Annotated in this window: 16 protein-coding genes; 3 read left to right on the top strand and 13 right to left on the bottom strand. The window is 63.0% G+C overall.

The window, feature by feature from the left end; translation table 11 throughout:
* Nucleotides 1-47: 47 nt before the first annotated feature.
* Both AWB76_RS09085 and vapB read right to left on the bottom strand, forming a co-directional pair.
* Entirely contained in the window at nt 48-455 is a 408-nt protein-coding gene (locus tag AWB76_RS09085; RefSeq protein WP_061159778.1) for a type II toxin-antitoxin system VapC family toxin, read from the bottom strand.
* The gene (gene vapB / locus AWB76_RS09080; protein ID WP_061159777.1) at nt 455-691 is read right to left on the bottom strand and encodes a type II toxin-antitoxin system VapB family antitoxin; all 237 of its coding nucleotides are present in this window, start codon (nt 689-691) and stop codon (nt 455-457) included. The genes AWB76_RS09085 and vapB overlap by 1 nt, the downstream gene beginning before the upstream one ends.
* 158 nt (nt 692-849) lie before the next feature.
* Between vapB and AWB76_RS09075 the strand changes: the two genes are divergently transcribed.
* Nucleotides 850-2058 carry a polysaccharide pyruvyl transferase family protein gene (locus AWB76_RS09075; RefSeq protein WP_374729919.1) on the top strand — a complete coding sequence of 403 codons (1209 nt, stop codon included), beginning with the start codon at nt 850-852 and terminating at the stop codon, nt 2056-2058.
* On the opposite strand, the gene AWB76_RS09070 is transcribed toward AWB76_RS09075, so the two are convergent.
* Nucleotides 2053-2922, bottom strand: coding sequence for a LysR family transcriptional regulator (locus AWB76_RS09070; RefSeq protein ID WP_061159776.1), 870 nt, complete (start codon nt 2920-2922; stop codon nt 2053-2055). The genes AWB76_RS09075 and AWB76_RS09070 overlap by 6 nt on opposite strands.
* Before the next feature lie 106 nt (nt 2923-3028).
* On the opposite strand from AWB76_RS09070, the gene AWB76_RS09065 reads away from it, so the two are divergent.
* Together AWB76_RS09065 and AWB76_RS09060 are read left to right on the top strand one after the other, a co-directional pair.
* Nucleotides 3029-4579 carry an MFS transporter gene (locus AWB76_RS09065; protein WP_061159775.1) on the top strand — a complete coding sequence of 517 codons (1551 nt, stop codon included), beginning with the start codon at nt 3029-3031 and terminating at the stop codon, nt 4577-4579.
* Nucleotides 4580-4647: 68 nt separating this feature from the next.
* Entirely contained in the window at nt 4648-5349 is a 702-nt protein-coding gene (locus AWB76_RS09060) for an SDR family NAD(P)-dependent oxidoreductase (RefSeq protein WP_061159774.1), read from the top strand.
* A gap of 3 nt (nt 5350-5352) precedes the next feature.
* Here AWB76_RS09060 and AWB76_RS09055 read toward each other — a convergent pair whose 3' ends face one another.
* The 10 genes from AWB76_RS09055 to AWB76_RS09005 form a co-directional block, all read right to left on the bottom strand.
* Nucleotides 5353-6396 carry a sensor domain-containing diguanylate cyclase gene (locus tag AWB76_RS09055; RefSeq protein WP_061159773.1) on the bottom strand — a complete coding sequence of 348 codons (1044 nt, stop codon included), beginning with the start codon at nt 6394-6396 and terminating at the stop codon, nt 5353-5355.
* A 191-nt stretch (nt 6397-6587) separates the two neighbouring features.
* Entirely contained in the window at nt 6588-7997 is a 1410-nt protein-coding gene (locus tag AWB76_RS09050; protein WP_157696085.1) for a KPHS_23130 family T6SS system protein, read from the bottom strand.
* Nucleotides 7994-8251: a PAAR domain-containing protein gene (locus AWB76_RS09045; protein ID WP_061159771.1), complete on the bottom strand. Its 258-nt coding sequence runs from the start codon at nt 8249-8251 to the stop codon at nt 7994-7996. Before AWB76_RS09045 ends, AWB76_RS09050 begins: the two co-directional genes overlap by 4 nt.
* A 60-nt stretch (nt 8252-8311) precedes the next feature.
* Nucleotides 8312-9595 carry a hypothetical protein gene (locus AWB76_RS40775; RefSeq protein ID WP_157696084.1) on the bottom strand — a complete coding sequence of 428 codons (1284 nt, stop codon included), beginning with the start codon at nt 9593-9595 and terminating at the stop codon, nt 8312-8314.
* Nucleotides 9596-9679: 84 nt separating this feature from the next.
* Nucleotides 9680-12691 (bottom strand): type VI secretion system Vgr family protein, encoded by a 3012-nt coding sequence (locus AWB76_RS09030; RefSeq protein WP_157696083.1) that lies wholly within the window; start codon nt 12689-12691, stop codon nt 9680-9682.
* 173 nt (nt 12692-12864) lie between these two features.
* A complete protein-coding gene (locus tag AWB76_RS09025; protein WP_061159767.1) occupies nt 12865-14082 on the bottom strand; it encodes an SAM-dependent methyltransferase in 1218 nt (405 codons plus the stop codon).
* The gene (locus AWB76_RS09020; protein ID WP_061159766.1) at nt 14079-14837 is read right to left on the bottom strand and encodes a DUF1365 domain-containing protein; all 759 of its coding nucleotides are present in this window, start codon (nt 14835-14837) and stop codon (nt 14079-14081) included. The genes AWB76_RS09025 and AWB76_RS09020 overlap by 4 nt, the downstream gene beginning before the upstream one ends.
* Nucleotides 14834-16135 carry an NAD(P)/FAD-dependent oxidoreductase gene (locus AWB76_RS09015; RefSeq protein ID WP_061159765.1) on the bottom strand — a complete coding sequence of 434 codons (1302 nt, stop codon included), beginning with the start codon at nt 16133-16135 and terminating at the stop codon, nt 14834-14836. The genes AWB76_RS09020 and AWB76_RS09015 overlap by 4 nt, the downstream gene beginning before the upstream one ends.
* Before the next feature lie 119 nt (nt 16136-16254).
* Entirely contained in the window at nt 16255-16860 is a 606-nt protein-coding gene (locus AWB76_RS09010) for a lipocalin family protein (RefSeq protein WP_061159764.1), read from the bottom strand.
* Nucleotides 16857-17969: an SAM-dependent methyltransferase gene (locus AWB76_RS09005; protein ID WP_061159763.1), complete on the bottom strand. Its 1113-nt coding sequence runs from the start codon at nt 17967-17969 to the stop codon at nt 16857-16859. The genes AWB76_RS09010 and AWB76_RS09005 overlap by 4 nt, the downstream gene beginning before the upstream one ends.
* Nucleotides 17970-17974: the final 5 nt, after the last annotated feature.

The following is a 17974-nucleotide window of genomic DNA, read 5'->3' as shown; positions in this document are numbered from 1 at the left end:
AAGTCTGATGGGGCAGAGTTAGCGCATCGTGAGAGCGAGTTGCGGCGTCACGCTTTGTCTTCGAGCCAGTTTTCGACGGTCACGCCGGGGTAGTGTTCGAAGTCCTTGACGTTGTTCGTGACGATCGGCACGCCCAGCGCGACCGCGTGCGCGGCGATCAGCTTGTCGAGCGCGCCTCGGTTCCGTTCTCGCGACGCGTGTCTGATCGGGCCATACGCGGCGGCGGCATCTTCGCCGAACGGCGCGACCTCGATCAGCTCGACGAGCGACGCCAGATTGACACGCTCGCGCGCGGGGCTCGCGCTCGTCGCGACGCCGAATTGCAGTTCGGCGTAGGTGATCGAAGACATGACGACGTCGCCGACGTAGCATTGCGCGAAGCGCCGCGCCACCTGCTCGGGCTGATGCTTCATCAGATAAATGCACATGTTCGTGTCGAGCAGATAACGCGGCATCAGAAGAACTCCCGGTCGTCTTGTTGCGGCTCGTTGCGGCCGGACGCCATGAAATCGGAGTCGAAGCGCTTGAAGCGTTCGAGCGCGCCGGCAAGCGAACGACGCACCGGATGGATACGAAGCTCGTCGCCTACGCGTTCTATTTCGACTTCGGTTTCCGTGTCGGGGTACGCGAGTTCGGCGGGAATGCGGATCGCTTGCGAGTTGCCGTTGCGGAAAATTCGGGTGATGGGCATGACGGGTTTCCGTGTGTACGCTGGAGTGTACTTTAACAGAACGCCATTCACGGTGTGCAAGCTCAACATGTGTTCGACTCCAAATTCAGAATTTGAGGGTTCCTTACGAAGGACCCGTCCATGCTGCCGGATGACGCGTCGCGCGAACAGGTGGCCGTTTGGCTAACGCTGCTGAGTCGGCGAAGCGCCGGATCATCGTCTTCGGCGCGTTCGACCGCCACAACTTCGGCGACATGTTGTTCGCGCATGTCGTCGCGGCGCTGCTCGCGGAGCATCGGCCCGAGGTCAAGTTGCAATTCGCCGGATGCGCGCGACGAGACCTGCGCGCGCTCGGCGGGCATGACATCGCCGCGATTTCGCAAATGAGCGAGCGCTGGCGCGAAGAACCCGTGGCCCTGATTCACGCGGGCGGCGAGTTGCTCACGTGCGACGCGTGGGAAGCCGCCGTGATGCTGACCACGCCCGACGAAGCGCAAGCGTGCATCGCCCGATACGGCTCGCGCGCGACGGATCGCCACGCCTGGGCGCGCGCCGAACTCGGCACCGACGCGCTCGCGCCTTATATCGCCGGACGCGAGACGTTTCCGCAAGCGGCGTCGATCTGCTTCAACGCGATCGGCGGCGCGACGCTCGACGCCCTCGACGACGCCTTCCGCGCCGAAGTGCTGGCCAAACTTCGATCAGCCGATGAACTCAGCGTGAGAGACACGCACACGCAGTCCATCCTGAAGCGCGCCGGCATCGATGCGCGGCTCGCGCCCGATCCGGCATCGATGGTCGCCGAACTGTTCGATGCGCGCATCCGCGAGCGCCCCGACACGCGCCGCGCGTTTCCGCACGGCTATCTGGCGGTTCAGTTCAGCGCGGATTTCGGCGATGACGCGACGCTCGCGCACGTCGCGCATCAGCTGGATCTGATCGGGCAATGGACCGGCCTGGGCATCGCGCTCTTTCGCGCGGGCGCCGCGCCGTGGCACGACGACATCGCGGTTTATCGGCGTCTCGCGGCGCGCATGCGTCACGCTGGCGTGCGGATCGTCGAGTCGCTCGACGTCTGGGATATCTGCGCGCTGATCGCGAGGAGCGCGGGCTTCGCGGGCAGCAGCCTGCACGGCCGGATCATCGCGATGGCGTACGGCTTGCCGCGTGTGAATTTCCAGCACGCGGATGCCGCGAAGCAGCGCGCGTATGCATCGACATGGGAAATCGCGGGTGCGCCGGGCGTGGTGTCCATCGGAGAACTGCACGTGGCGATGCGCGAAGCCTTGTCGATGGGCCGCGCGGCGCTGCGCGACAAGGCATCGGCGCTTGCGAGAGCGCATCGCGCGGGATTCGAGCCGATCGCGCGATCCGCGCTTCGGTCATGAAGCCGCGAAATCCAGATACGCCTTGACCGCCGCCGCGCGCTCGAACCGGCGATACACCATCGCCACTTCCGACGGCACCGCTTTCCCCGCGATCTCCCGATACTCGACGCCCGGCACCGTCACGCATTGCGCGAGCGAACGCGGCACGACGGCGACATCGCCGCCGAGCGACACATGCGCGAGCACATCCGAGAGCGTGCCCGGCTGCGCGACGACCCGCGCCTTGAAGCGCCCGCGCCGCGCCACTTCGAGCGTGCCGGATTCCTGCTCGGGCACGACGAAGGACTGATCGCGCAACTGCGCCGGCGTGATGACGCGCGACGCCGCCAGCGGAGAATCGGCGGGCAGCGCGACGATGAATTCATCGCGATGCACGGTGCGCGCCTCGACGCCATCCGGAGACGGCACGGGCGGACGCACATATGCGATATCGATGCGGCCTTCCATCAACAGCGCGCCGGCTTCGCGCATCACGATTTCCTCGATGCCGATCTCGACTTGCGGATAGCGCGCCCGAAAGCCGCGCACCGTCGCCTGAAGCACGCCGGAATACACCGCCGACCCGACATACCCGATGACGATCTTCCCGAGCTCCCCGCGTTCGGCCAGCGCCGCGCGCTCCGCACCGCGCGCGAGATGATCGAGCGCGCCGACGGCCTCGGTCAGATAAGCCTCGCCCGCCGCCGTCAACGCGACCGAACGCTTCGTCCGATGAAACAGCCGCACGCCGAGCAGCCGTTCGGCTTCCTGAATCTGCCTGGTGAGCGCGGGCGGCGCGATGCCGAGTTCTTCGGCCGCGCGCGCGAAGTGCAGATGCCGTGCGACGCTCAGAAAACAGCGCACGTGACGGAGTTCGACGGGCATTTCCGTATTTACGAATTCGATAATTATTCCGCAATTCTATGCCAATGACAGGCAAGACGAGCGCCACTAGCATCGGGAGACCGTTCCGTCTTTTCCGCGCATCGATATGTCGAACACATCCGAAAGCCGCTTTGTCCTGCTCACCGCATCCGCGACGTGCGCGCTCATCACGCTCGATACGAACGTCGTCGCGGTCGCGCTGCCGTCCATCGCGCGCGACTTTCACGCCGGTTTCGCCGATGTCGAATGGGTCGTGAGCGCGTACATGGTCGCGTTCGCCGCGTGTCTGCTGCCCGCGGGCGCGCTCGCCGATCGCGTCGGCCGCAAGAAGATGCTGATCGCGGGGCTCGCGGCGTTCTTCCTCGCGTCGCTCGGTTGCGGGCTCGCGCCGTCGGCGCTGGCGCTGAACTTGGCGCGCGCGGCGAAGGGCGTCGGCGCGGCGATGCTGCTCACATCGGCGCTCGCGATCATCGCGAACACGTTCCACGAAGGCGCGGCGCGCGCCCGCGCGTGGGCGGTGTGGGGCACGTGCATGGGCGTCTCGACGACGATCGCGCCGCTCGTGGGCGGCGTCATCACGCAATGGGCCGGCTGGCGCTGGATCTTTCTGATGAATCTGCCGATCTGCGCGGTGCTCGCCGCGTGCGCCTGGCGCGGCATGCGCGAGTCGCGCAACCCCGACGCCGGATCGCTCGATCTCGCGGGCAGCGCGCTCTTCGCCGCCGCGCTCGCGCTCGGCGTCTGGGCGCTGATCGACGCGCAAGCCAGCGGCTGGACCGACTGGCGCACCGTCGCGCGGCTCGGCGCGTGCGCGGTACTTTTCATCGCGTTCGTGCGGGTGCAGCGTTCGCGCGAGCACGCGATGATCGATCTCGCGCTCTTTCGCCAACCGCGCTTCGTCGCCGCCGTGCTCGCGATGTTCGGCTACGCCGCCTGCGCGCAAGTCATGATGACGTTCCTGCCGCTCTATCTGCAAAACGCGTTCGGCCTGCCGGCGGTGCGCGCGGGCATCGGGATGCTGCCGTTCGCGATCGCGATGGTCGTGGGGCCGCGCATCGGCGCGTCGCTCGGCAGGCGCGTGCCCGGCATGACGCTGCTGACGCTCGGTCTTGCGACCATCGGCGTGGGGAATCTGCTGACGGCGCTCTTCGCGGGCACGGCGAATTACGCGCTGATCGCGGCGGGCATGATCGTCACGGGCCTCGGCGCGGGCGTGCTCAACGGCGACACGCAAAAGGCGATCATGGCGTGCGTGCCGGCGAATCGCACCGGCATGGCATCGGGGATCAGCACGACGACGCGTTTCACCGCGATCGTCACATCGGTCGGTGTGCTGGGCGCCGTGCTCGCGACGCGCACGCATGCCGCGCTCGATGCCCGCGCTTCCAGTCTCGCCGATGCCGCGAACGTACTCGACGCGTCGTTTCTCTCGCGCCTGCTCGCGGGCGATCTCGCGCATGCGGGCGAGCGCCTGTCCGGCGCGCAAGGCGCGGCGATCGTGGGAATCGCGCGCGAGAGCTTCGCGAGCGGCTTCGGCGCTGCGCTCGGCGTCGCGGGTTTGTGCGCGCTGACGATCGCGGCGGCGGTCTGGCTGCTCGCGGGCCGCGGCGCGGTCGAAGGCGGCGCGAAGGCATCGGGCGAGGCGTTGGCTGAATAAAGCAGGCGGATGCGCGCCGCGTTCCGTCCTATGCTTGAGCTGACGTCATCGAACGGAGCGACAACGCAATGGATAGCCTCGAAGGAAAGATCGTCGCCATCACGGGCGGCTTCGGCAGTCTGGGACTCGCGACCGCGCGCGTGCTCGCCGGGCGCGGCGCGCGCGTGGCGATGATCGGCCACGGCGCGGCATCGGAAGCATTGCCTGCGCCGCTCGACGATGCGTGCTTCGTGACCGGCATCGATCTGACGGATGCGAACTCGGCGCAAAAGGCCATCGATACGATCGTCGGGCAGACCGGCGGACTCGATGCGCTCGTGAACGTGGCCGGCGCATTCACGTGGGAAACGATCGCGGACGGCAGCGTCGACGCCTGGCAGTCCATGTTCGACGTCAACGTGAAAACCGCGCTGAACGCGTCGAAGGCGGCGCTCGCGCACTTGAGCGCGAAGGAAGGCGGGCGCATCGTCAATATCGGTGCGCTTGCGGCGATGAAAGCGGGAACGGGCATGGGCGCTTACGCGGCATCGAAGGCCGCGCTGCTGCGGCTGACCGAAGCGCTCGCCGAAGAACTGAAGGACAAGGGCGTGACGGTGAACGCGGTGTTGCCGTCGATCATCGATACCGCGCCGAACCGCCGCGACATGCCCACCGCCGATTTCTCGCGCTGGGTGCCCCCGGACGCGCTCGGCGCGGTGATCGCGTTCCTGCTGTCGCCGGATGCGCAATGCATCACGGGCGCGGCGATTCCGGTGACGGGCCGCGTCTGACGATCAGCGCGTCTGGGCCTTGAACGCCTCGCCGCGCATGCCCGCGCGATCCACGGCCGCGATGCGGTTGCGGCCGTTGTCCTTCGCCTGATACAACTGCGCGTCGGTCAGATTGATGAACGTCGTCACGTCGAGGCGCTCGCCCGGCACGACGGTGCCTACGCCGAAGCTCGCCGTCACCTGTTGATCGTGCGGCGAGCGCACGTGGGGAATCGCTTCGTCGGCGATCAGCGCGCGGCAACGTTCGGCGATGCGCATCGCGGCTTCGGCGTCGGTATCGGCGAGAATCAGCGCGAATTCCTCGCCGCCGAAGCGCCCGAGAAAGTGTTGCGGACCCGCCGCCTCGCCGAGCACGCGCGCGATGCGCTTCAGACATTCGTCGCCCTGAACGTGGCCGTAGTAATCGTTGTACGACTTGAAGAAGTCGATATCGATCATCACGAGCGACAGCGGCTTGCCCGATTCGCTGGCGGCGTGCCATTCGCGCGCCATCACGTCGTCGAAACGGCGGCGGTTGCCGACGCCCGTCAGGCTGTCGCTGAACGACAGGCGCTCGAGTTCCCGCTGCATCTGCGCGAGCTTTTCCTCGGTGCGCTTGCGTTCGCTGATATCGAACATGAAGCCGATGAGCGCCTCGACCTCGCCTTTCTCGTTACGCTCGACATGCACGACATCGCGCAGCCAGACGTAGCCGCCGTCGCGGGTGAGCGCGCGGTAATCGGCTTCGTGATCGGTGCCCGCCTGCGATTGCGAGACGCAGAAGTTGACTACCGCCTCGCGGTCCTCCGGATGCATGCGCTCGGCCCAGTCGTTCACCGTCTTCCACGACGACGGCGCCCAGCCGAGCAGCGCCTCGATCTGAGGACCGATGTAGGCGAATTCCATCGTGGCCCAGTCGATCTTCCAGGGAATCGCCTTGGTCGATTCGAGCAGCGTGCGATAGACGGCGTGATCGTCCTCGCCGAGCGCGCGTTCGGGCGGCGCGAGCGAGTCTTCATGCCGGAGGAAAGCGGCTTCGAGCGAACTTTGGGATGGGTCGCGATTCATCGTGTCGGGTGGCGATGCCTGGTTGATGTTTGCGTTTGTTATCGGCAATGCCCGGCGATTCTGAAGGCGCGCGCGATGTTTCGGACTTTACTGGTTTGAAGCGCGCGTGCAGTTGCCTATGCTCGCCGGGTAGCTCCATCGCTACACAAGGTGGTCTCGTACCCTTCGCCCCGGCTTGGTCGGGGCGTTTTTTATCGATTCACGCGCCGATAAAACTCGTCCGTTACCCTACGCCGCTTGAAGATCGCCCCCGCCGGCATGCCGACGAACAGAAGGAAAACGGCGACGCCAATCACGCTCAACGACCAGGCTGGACCGGCATCCAGTTCGATGGCGCAGAGCATGAGCAGGCAGGTGAGGCAACCGACTCCGGCAGAAATGGACCCTTCCCAAAAGTCGATTTCCGGCTCCTTGGCGTTCTCGACCGGCGCGTATTCGTTTCCAACGAGATTGAGGCGCAGGCCGTCCGCGTCAGGCATGCCGACGAGTTGTGGTCCTTGTCCATTGAACACGGCCTGCGCGGCGAGTGCTTGCAGCAGCATTGAACTGGCCGGCCCCGAGACGCCCAGCGCCTGATCGAGATCGAGCACGGTCAGTGCTGGCTCGCTGTCCTTCGCGATCGCTCTCACGACATGCCCATCGCGCTTGGCCAGATTGCTGAGCCACAGATTGCGCAGCCGCTTGAGAGGCGTCGGCTCCGCGGCGATCAGCGTTTTGAGCGCATCGGGAATCTCATCCGTCGCCGTGGGAATGGGGCGAAACAAGCGGGCCTTGGGCTTGAGCTTCGCGTCCTCGAGAAAGTGCCATGACCCGAACAGCAAGGCCACGGCCGCCTCGGAGGCGGGCGATGGCGTGGCGTGCTCATTGAGTTGGCAAGCGAGCACGAGACACAAATCCGGCATCATCGTTTGCCGTCGGTAGCCGTAACCGGGCCGCACCTTCTGATTGGCCATCCAATCATCGAGAAGGTTCGGAAGCGCTTTCGCTTCGAAGCGCGACATGGCGATGCTCGCGTGCGCGATGTCCAGTCGTTGCAGCACGCCGCGCAAAATTGCCAGATGTGTCTCGTTACCGGATTGAATCGCAATGTGGATGGTTCGCTTGCCGGCAAAGCGCCCAAGCGTGCCCGCGAGCGGCGTCACGAGTTGCGTGAGTATGTCGTCGATGCCGTTGCGAGGTAACGTCAGGATCTTGCCTGCGTTTGCGGGCGGCGTCCCCTCCAGCCCGAGCATGCGTTCGGCGAGTTCGGTTTCGGGCGCGAGCGTCACGACATCGAGAATCGACAGGTTCCACTGCGCCCAGCCGCGCCAATCGTTGAAGTGATCCTGGCGAAGGAAATTCCACCATGCCACGCGGTTATTCCAGTCTTCGGAGTGCAGGTAGAGAAAGCCACAGAACACGCCCCAAATCAGCACCGGAACGGCGAGCGCACAGGCAAAGAACCTGGCCGAGACGATGGATGTCCCTTGTTTCCAGTTGAGGAAGGTGAGGATGAAGCCCGCAATCAGGGCGATGAACAACGCGGCCGCGGCGATCCAGACCGAAGGCGGCTCGGTGGGTTCGCGCTCGGGCACGTCGGGGATGCGCCAGTCCATGCTCATGCGATGTCCATGCCCGTCGCCGTGGCTTTGACGGCGCTGCCGCATTGCGTGCGGCAGCCGTTCGCGACGAGCTTGCGGCCGTGCTCTTCGTAGCCGTCACCGCATTCGATGATCGGGTTGTCGCCGTGCATGGGACAGGTGACGATGTCATGCAGCAACGCGACATTGCGCCCGTCGATGTCGAACGAGGATGAGGCGGTCTTGACGACGCCGCCGTGCGAGGTGGGATCGCCTTTGCGGACAGGCTGTTTCATGTTTGCTTTCTTCGACGATGAACGGGATTGCCGGGGAAATACCCCCCGGTGTGGTCGGAATCAGGCGCTCAACCATTCCCAATAGAGTTTCGAGGCGGCTTCGTTCGACACTTCGAAAGCCGGAAGTGGATCGCCGATCTGAAAGCGCCGTTCGTACTGCGCGTGGGTCTGGTCGTCGGGATTCGGACTCCACTGCATCGTGCGCAGCACCCAGCGCCCGTCACGCGAGCACGCTTCGCCTGGTTTGCAGATCGTCGGCAGTGCGAGATCGGCTTCCCATTGCCACTGGTCCCACTTTGCATAGTCGAGCTTGGGCGCGGCTTGGCCGTCTTCGAGTTTGGTGACGAACGGGCTGCGGGTGCCGAATGCCGAGGTCATGCGGTAGTAGCCGGGCTCGGCGACGGTCGCGCCCGCAGGCAGCGCCGATACTTCCTTGGCCTTGTGCGCTTCGAACGCCTTCCACTCCTGCGGGGTTGAGGGGTAGTCGTGGTCGAAGGTGACTTTCGTGGGGTTCTTATAGTCGGAGTGGAAATCGACCAAGCCCATCGTATTGACTGGAAATTCTTTCGAACTGATGCCCATGACTACCGAAGCGGTCAAACTGTAGGTTCCTGCTTTTAGTTTGTTTTTTGGTACGACCAAAATCGTGAACGTGATCGCGCTCCGAGCGGGAATATTCGTCCACTCGTTAGGAAATTCTGATTTATTCTGAAGCCTCGAGCCGGAGAGCATGGCTACCCATTCATCGTCCTTCTCTTGTCCTTTGGCATTGATCCAAATTCCGTTAGGTAAATGCAAATTTTCTGGTGTTTTGATGCCAATATCATAGTCGCCGCTGTTGATGAATTTCACAGCGACAAGAAGATCTGCCTTTTGTCGAACGATGCTGTCCACAACTATGTCGAGCTTAACGTCTGCACGTGCTCCATCCAAATACGTGCTATACATGCGTCGATAAAATCGATACGCCGCATCGCGGAGGTCGGCAGGAAGGTCGTCAATCGAACCACGAAAATCAACTTCGTCGTTTCCATGCAAGCACGTCACCGAATAAACAGTTGCCGATTCTACGTGTTGCGTACCTGCATTGTCTTTTCGCTCCCCGATTTCACATAAGAGATGATGAATTTTGCGAGCTTCGTTTAAATCATCCGGAGACAATCGATTGACGAAGCTTCCTGCGCCACTAATTTCATCCTCGGTTATTGAGTGAGAGATTCCGATCCGAACCTTGCCATTCATACGAACGCCGATGCCATTCGTACCAAAAGTATGGCCGTCTAGAGCGCTAATTGCGAAGCCTTCAATGGCTTCTTTTGTCTCGGTCGCCTGTGCTGCTGGCATGTTAAGCAATCCTATAAAAATCAAGATTAATATGCTGATTATCTTTGAGACGTTCCTCATTCCAGTTCCTGTCAAAGTCTTGGTCTAGACTTCCCCTTCATATCCAATCTTCCAGTGCTTTCTTGTCATCTCGTAAAAGCTCTGTCGTACGTACTCAAGATAGTAAGGACGAACGGTTGCACTTGTACTGTTTGCGCCATAGCCCATGAGGTCGTTAGCCGAGTACATTTGCCAGGTGAGTTCACCGGACATTGCTTTCCCTCTTTCGAAATCAAGCTCTTCTCCGGTGATGTATTGCTTATGTACGAAACCGCCTCGTTGCCAATACTCATCGGGGCCACCGAAGAGATGCATACATTCATGCACAAGTACACTCGTCTGAAGTGCGCTTACATATCCCACGCCTATTTCTGTCGTTGTCGCGACTTCTTCACCCCATGCTCCTGATGTGGCGCGATGAGCTTTGGGGAACAAAAGCGTTTTGGGATCCACCGAGACTCCGCCCATCTCGCCGTTAATGTCCTTCTCAAGCTGAACTTCAAATCGCACTCTTACACGCCATCCGCATGCTGCGCCCCTGGTGCAGCCATCAAGGATTAGCATTCCCTTGTGGCTATTTAATTTCCCTTCAATTTCGCTTTTAAGCGCGGCCAGATCGAGTTTCGTATCCTCACGATGTTTAATCACCAGTCCGTTGTAGGGCTTATTCACTCCAAGCTTCAGAATTGTGGAGTGAGCAATTGCATCGTACGGCACAGATTGCGTCTGGCCATCTTTGATGACTGGATTACCCGAAGAATCTGCGATCAGGAGATCCACGGGTACGATCTTCACGCGAAGCGTTGCCGTTAAACATTTAGCTTCGGAATCAAGTTTGAGCCGGAACGCATAGTCAAGTTTGCCTCCCCCCATAAAGGCTTTCCCATTCGCATCTACCCAAGGATTCTTGTTTTCGTCTAGCCACTTATATTCGCCGGTTTCCGTCCAGCCTGAGCATATTTGTTCAGCCGCTGAAAGTTTCCAGCTACATGAGGAGGGCGATTCAAGTTTAATCACTGCAGGCGTCTGACCATCGGGCGTCACCGGGAGTGTAGGCTCCTGCTTTGGATTTTGATCGGCGTCCAATCCATCACCTGACGATGGGAGACCACGCGCATCCGGTGCAGGTGCTTGGGACGGCGAGTGCTGCCAATTCACCATCTTCGCTCCCGCCGGCGTGGTCGCGTCGGCGAAACTATCGCCGTGCATCCACGCATCACACGCCGTCTTGAACGGCACCACGTTCGGCGCGAACGATGGCCCCGCCAGGTGCATGATCTCCGGCGCCTGCCTGGTCATGCCCGGCAGCTTCAGTTGCAGCGGACTGGCGCTGCCCAGCGTGATCGTGCCGTCCTTCAGCTCGACATACGCGCCGCCGCATTCGAGCACCAGTTCCTTGTCCGCGCGCACATGCACCGCGCCGTTCGCGCTGGTGACGATGACATCCTTCTGCGCGGCCAGCGCCAGCACATCCGATTGCGCCTGAATCTCGACCGGCCCTTTGGCCGCGATCAGCTTGGCCCCGAGCGTGTTGGCGAAGAGCGACAGCTTGGCCCGCGCCGCAATCGCCACGTTCCTGAACGCACTGACGTTGAAGCCCTGCGAGGTCGCGACGCTCGGATCGTCATTCAGCGAGTTATGGAAAACATGCGCGACGTACAGGAGTTCGGGATTGCCGAGATGTCCCGCGATACCCACTTCCGTGCCGTCATGCAGGCCGTAATGAAAGCCGGTCCGATGCGAGCCCGCGAAGGGCTTGGCCAGACGCAGCAGACAGCTCTCCATGCCTTTCACGCGCGTATCGCGGTCGGCGTGAATGCGGGCGACATATTCGCCGTCCTTCGTGACGAACGGCTGGGCATATTGATTGGGCGAGGCGATTACCGCGCTGATATCGCCTTGCATGCGGGGCCACGTGTGCTCCAGCAAGGGCATGCGATAGAGGCGATCGGATGGAATCGCCCTGTATTCCACCTTGAAGGGCTGCTTGCGTGCGGCGCTGAACTTCGCGCAGACGATCACCATGCCCCATTTCGCGTCCGCGAGGGCGCGGTTCGACGGCTTCACCACGTTGCCCGGCATGGCGTCCAGCATATCGGTGGTGCCGTGATACTGGACCTGCTGCGAGAGCGCCTCTTCTTGCCGCAGCAGCGCCTCGGCCTGCGCGTCCTCTTTGGTGAGCACGGGCAGGCCGTAGGTGTAGCTTTCGCCGTAGGTGGTGCTGTCGTTGTGAATGACGCTCGTCGCTTCGATTGCATCCGGCGCTTTGCGATAGTTATAGCCGCGCACCGTGTAGGAGCGGGGAATCGACCGGGTGTGCGTTTCCAGCGAAAAGATCGACTCGGCGCCGTCGGAGTTCATTCCGCCTTCGGACAGCATGGGCGCGCTCAGGCGGTCATCGTGCCGGTAGTGCGTGAAGTCGTCGTGGAAATAGATCATCTCGCAATCGACGACCGTGTCGCTCTCGCCGCAGATGAACCAGATGCCCGCGCGGCGGCACAGCCGCTGGATGAACGTCAGATCGTCCTCTTCCCACTGCGCGATCACGGCGCGTTTCGCGTAGTCGCGATAGAGCTGCACCTTGACATCGGCGCGCAGCTGGTCAAAGCCATGCTCTTTCAGAACCGCGACGATCACATCGACAAAACTCTTGTCCCAGAACCAGCGGACCTTCGGTGCGTTTCTTAGTAACGCCAGGCGCGATTCCAGGACGAGTTCGTAACTGCTTTCGTCGCGGTTGGTGCTCAGGTGCGTGAAGCCTGTGACGATGCCGTGCATGCCGCGCGCCTTCTCGGGTTCGAGGCTGCGATTCGGGTCGTGCGGCGGCTGGATAAGGAACTTCGCCATCTTGCCGACGTAGTCGAGGCGCGTGAGTGCGGGCGAAGGGTGCGTGAAGCGAATCCTGATGTGCGTCGGCTCGCCAATAGCGCGGGTGCCTTCGACGCTGAATATGTCCGCGAAAACCGAACTGGGCTCTTGCGGCATGTCGAGGGAATAGTGTTGATGCGGTGACAGATGCCTGATGCGCTCGATCTCGTAGTCGGATCGTCTGGACAAGGGGGCCTCGGCGAGAGAAGATGAAAGCCCTGAACCTTATCCTACGCAAAGCCAAATTTGAACGTTTGTATTCCTAATTGCATAAAGTCAGCGACCATTTTTTGACGATTGCCAGATTTCGAGGGCGACGCCGGCGCCATCGCCGTATGCCGGACGACCGACTGAATTTCTCCTTAAGCGTGAGTCATCGCCGTCACCACGAAGTGCATGACATCCGTACGCGCTTCGTCGAAGCCCGCTTCGCAATACGCCAGATACAACCGCCATATCCGCACGAAGCTCTCATCGAAACCCAGCGCACGAACGGCATCGACACGCGCTTCGAAGGCATTGCGCCAATATCGCAGCGTCCGGGCATAGTCCGCGCCGAACGCGAGCGTCGCGTGTGCATCGAGGCCCGAGCGCCGCGCGGCGCGCGTGAAGCGCTCCGGACTCGGCAGCATGCCGCCCGGAAAGATGCTCTCGCGGATGAAATCGCTCGACGCGCGATACGCGGCAAAGTGCGCATCGTCGATCGTGATCGACTGCACGAGCGCCGTCGCGCCCGGCGCAAGACAGCGGCGCAGCACGCGGAAATACATCGGCCAGAAGCGCTCGCCCACGGCCTCGAACATTTCGATCGACACCACCGCGTCGTACTGGCCGCGCAGATCGCGATAATCGCGCAGCTCGATATCGACGAGCCCGCTCAAACCCTCCCGCGCCACGCGCTCGACAGCGAACGCGTGCTGCGCGGGCGATATCGTCACGCCGTGCACGCGTATGCCGAGTCGCGCCGCGTGCCGCGCGAAGCCGCCCCAGCCGCAGCCGATTTCCAGCACGCGCATGCCGGCCGTCAGCCCGAGCGTATCGACGATGCGCTGATACTTGCGATCCTGCGCCGCTTCGAGCGGGAGATCGGCGTCGCCGTCGAACCATGCGCTCGAATACGTCCAGGTCGGATCGAGCCACAGTCCGTAGAACGCGTTGCCGATATCGTAATGCGCGTGGATATTGCGACGGCTGCCCGCGCGCGTGTTCAACCGCAGCCGATGCCGCACGTTGTGCCAGCACTGCGCGACGAAGCCGCCCGCGACGGTGCGCGCGAGCGCCGCCTCGTTGCGGAGCGCGAGCCGCAGCAGGGCGCACGGATCGGACGTGTCGAGCCATTGCATCCGATACGCCTGCGCAAAGCCGATATCGCCCGCGCGCAGAATCGCACGGCACGCGCGCCAGTCGTGGATGAAAAGACGCGCGGCCGGCTGCTTGAGCGGATCGCCGAACACGCAGCGCCCGCCGTCCGGCGTGACGAGCACCAGATGCCCGACGCTGATTCGACGCAGAAGGCCGAGAAAGATCCGCGCGGACAGCGGCATCGCCGATGTCGCGGAGAAGGATCGCAGCAGGTTCATGTTTCGTTCGTTTCCCTGTTCGGTGGATATTTGCCGTGAAAGGGCACGCGCTTCATCCACAGCCGCAGCGCCTGCCAGTGAATGCGCATGAGGACGCCCGTGGCGAAGAGCGGCGCACAAAGCAGCGTGCGCAACGCGAGCGCGCCGGTGAGCGGCCGCGCGGCGAGGCCGATCGCGGTGCGGATCAGCAGACCGTCGCGGTCGCGATAATCGATCGAGATGCTCAGACGATCCTCGCGACGCCGCACGCGAAACGCGTAGTCGCCGGCGACATCGCAAAAAGGCGACACGTGCAGCGTCTTGCGGCAGACGAGCACGGTGTCATCGGTGATCGGTGCGTGATCCTTCGCGCTCAGCAAATAGCCGCGATGCTCGCCGAAGGTATTGCGCACATCCGCGTAAAGCGCGCGCAACGCGCCCGCGCGGTCGTGGCAGAACCAGAAGCTCACCGGATTGAACGCATAGCCGAACACGCGCGGGATCGTCAGCAGATGGATTTCGCCGTCGGCGGGAATGCGTGCTTCAGCGAGACACGCGCGCATCCAGAGATCGAGATCGCAGTCGTCGCGCGGGCCGTAATCGCGCCTGAAGAGCGCAAGCGGCCGAATACGGTCGATGCCGAACCACGCGCAGCGCAGCGCGTCGAGGCGCGCGACATCGCAACAGACGTAGCGCACCGAATACTCGAACCGATGCCGCTTGGGGCGCAGCCGCTCGTGCATCACGCGGCCCGTCAGCCATTGCGCCGTGCTCATGGTTTCGCCCACGCCGGTTGCACGCCGAAATCGCGCGCGACGCGCAACGCCGACTTCAGGCCGTCTTCGTGAAAGCCGTAACCGGTCCACGCGCCCGCGTGCCACGTGCGGCGCACGCCCTGTACGCGCGGCAGATGCGCCTGAGCATCGATGGCCGCGAGATCGAGAAGCGGATGCTCGTATTCGTAGCGGCCGAGTTGCGTGCCGGGCGCGGGTTCATCGACGGGATTGAGCGTGACGATCACCGGCGTCGTGAAAGGCAAGGGCTGAAGCTGATTGAGCAGATAGCTCACGCAGACTGGCGTGGCGGCATCGCGCGCCAAGCCCGCCCGCGCGCCGATGTAATTCCACGCGGACCACACGCGGCGGCGGCGCGGCAGCAGCGCGCAATCCGTATGCAGCACCGCGAGATTGCGCTGATAGCGCACGGCGCCGAGCAAGGCGCGCTCGTCGGCGGAAGCGTCGTCCAGCAGACGAAGGCTCGCCGGTGCGTGCGTCGCGAGCACGACGGCATCGAAGCGCTCGGGGCCGGCGTCGTCGGTCATGACGGTGACGCCGTCGTCGTCGCGGCGAATGCGTCGCACGGGCGCGCGCGTGCGCACGTCGTCGAGCGTGGCCGCGATGCGTCGCACATACTCGCGCGCGCCGCCCGAGACGGTTCTCCACGGCGGCCGGTCGTTCACCTGCAAGAGCGCGTGATTCAGGCAGAAGCGCAGAAACGTGGCGGCGGGAAAATGCAGGATGTCGTTCGCGGCGCTCGACCAGATCGCGGCGGCCATCGGCAGAAGATAGCGGCGCTGAAACGGCGCGCCGTATCCGCCCTCGGCGAGCAGTTCGCCGACCGAACAGCGATTCACGCTCACACGTTCGAGATGCGTGTGCGCCGATGCATTGAAGCGAAGAATATCGCGCAACATGCCGATGAACGACGGCGAAAACAGATTGCGCCGCTGCGCGAACACGGTATTGAGATTCGTGCCGGCCCATTCAAAGCGGCCGCCATCGAGCGAAACGGAAAACGACATGTCGCTGCGATGCGAGGCGACGCCGAGTTCATCGAAGAGCGCGATGAGATTCGGATACGTGCGGTCGTTGAACACCAGAAAGCCGGTATCGACGGGATGCGTCATGCCATCGAGCGTGACGTCGACGGTATGCGTATGTCCGCCGAGGTAATCGGCCGCTTCGAACAGCGTCACGCGATGCGCGCGCGAGAGCAGATACGCGCTCGCGAGACCGGCAATCCCCGCGCCGATCACCGCGATGCGCTGCTGTCTTTCTTTTGTCGATGACTCCATGACGGGCGGTCTCCTCGCGCCAAAAGGTCTCCTCGCGCCGCGTGGACGTGACTGTTTCGTTCGCGGCTTTCGACAGATACGAGACAGACGCGCGCGCGGATGCACGCACGCCGCGAATGTCAGTCGCTTTGACCGGGACTTTGAAAGCCGGGCTGGCCGATCTGTTCGGGCGATTGCGGCACGCGCCTGAAGCGCGCGGTGTCGTAGCCCATCGCGTCGAGGCGCGCGAGCATCGAGCGATAGACGTCATCGCTCATCGACGGCTCGCGCGAGAAGATCCAGCCGAGCTTCTTGTTCGGATAGCCGAGAATCGTGTAGCGATAGTCCGGATCGACATAGAGCGTGAGTTGCGTCACGTGAACCGGCCAGAAAGGCTGCACGCTCCACTCGCCGCCGTTGCTGCCGGGCTTCACGGTATCGACGAAATGATGCGTCGTTTCCTTGTTGTCGAAACCGTTCTTGCGGCCGTGAAAGACGTCGTCGATTTTCCCGTCCGCGCGCAGCGACCATTCGACGTGCGTGCCGACGAAATCCCGCTCCGCGAAGTACGGAATATTCGCGATGACATACCAGCGTCCCATGTAGCGCGGCACATCGACCGGCACGGTTTCGAGCGGCCGGTCCGCTCGCGGATTCGGATTCGGCGGACTCGAACAACTCGCCAGCGCCACGACGACGCCGGCGGCCAACAGCGCCACGACGAGCGCCCGATTCGTGTTCTTCATGACTTCACCTCTAGCGAACGCTTTTCGAACAGAGTGTGCGCAACGCCCCATTCGCCGCCGCGCGCATAGCCGAACAATTCGGCCACCGCCATATAAAACATGCGCCAGCGCTGGAACCAGAGCGCGGCGGCATCGCCGTAGACGTGGCGAAACATCGGCATGACGCGATCGCGCGCGGCATCGAGCGACGCAAGCCATTGATTCGCGGTGCGCGCGTAGTGCGTGCCGTTCAGCCACCATTGCCGCGTCACGCGCAGATCGTCCTGAAAGTGCAATAGCAGCGACGCGGAGGGCATCGTGCCGCCGGTGAAGAAATAGCGCGACATCCAGTCGCCGCCATCGCGCGACGTGAAGTGATACGCGAGGGTCTTGTGCGCGAAGAGGTGGACAAAAAGTCGTCCGTCATCGGCGAGCCAGCGCGCGATCTTCGCGAGCAGAAGGCCGTAGTGCTTCATATGCTCGAACATTTCTATCGACACGATGCGATCGAACGGCGCTTCGTCACGCGCGAAATCGAATTCGACGATATCGCCCGTCACGACCCGCAAGTTGTCGAGCTTGCGTTGCGCCGCCCGCGCTTCGATGAACGCGCGCTGCCCGCGTGAATTCGACAGCGCGACCACTTGCGCGCGCGGATAACGCTGCGCCATCCACAACGCGAGCGAGCCCCAGCCGCAACCGAGATCGAGAATGCGCTGGCCGTCCGCGAGTTGCGCGCGTTCCGCGTACAGTTCGAGCATCGCGAGTTCGGCTTGCGCGAGCGTCTCGTCGCCGTGCGGATAAAAGCCGCACGAATACTTGAGCTGCGGGCCGAGATGCGCCTCGAAGAACGCATCGGGCAGTTCGTAATGCTGCGCGTTGGCAGCGGGCGTATCGATCGCGATCGGACTCGCGCGCAGTTCGTCCAGAAAACGTTCGAACGCTTGCGTGCGCAGCGCGTTGTCGTTCGCATGCTCGTCGACGAGACGCTGGCGGATCAGCATGCGCATGCCGGCGCGAACGAGTGTATCGGGCACGAAGCCGCGTTCGCACGCGCGGATGATGCGGCTTTCGTCGCGCACGGGCATGTCGGCGGGTGCGGTCGGCGTTTCATGAGCGGTCGTGTTCATCGGCG

The sequence above is a fragment of the Caballeronia temeraria genome, from assembly GCF_001544795.2.
Lineage (GTDB): Bacteria > Pseudomonadota > Gammaproteobacteria > Burkholderiales > Burkholderiaceae > Caballeronia > Caballeronia temeraria.
This window is presented reverse-complemented; position numbering and strand designations above follow the sequence as displayed.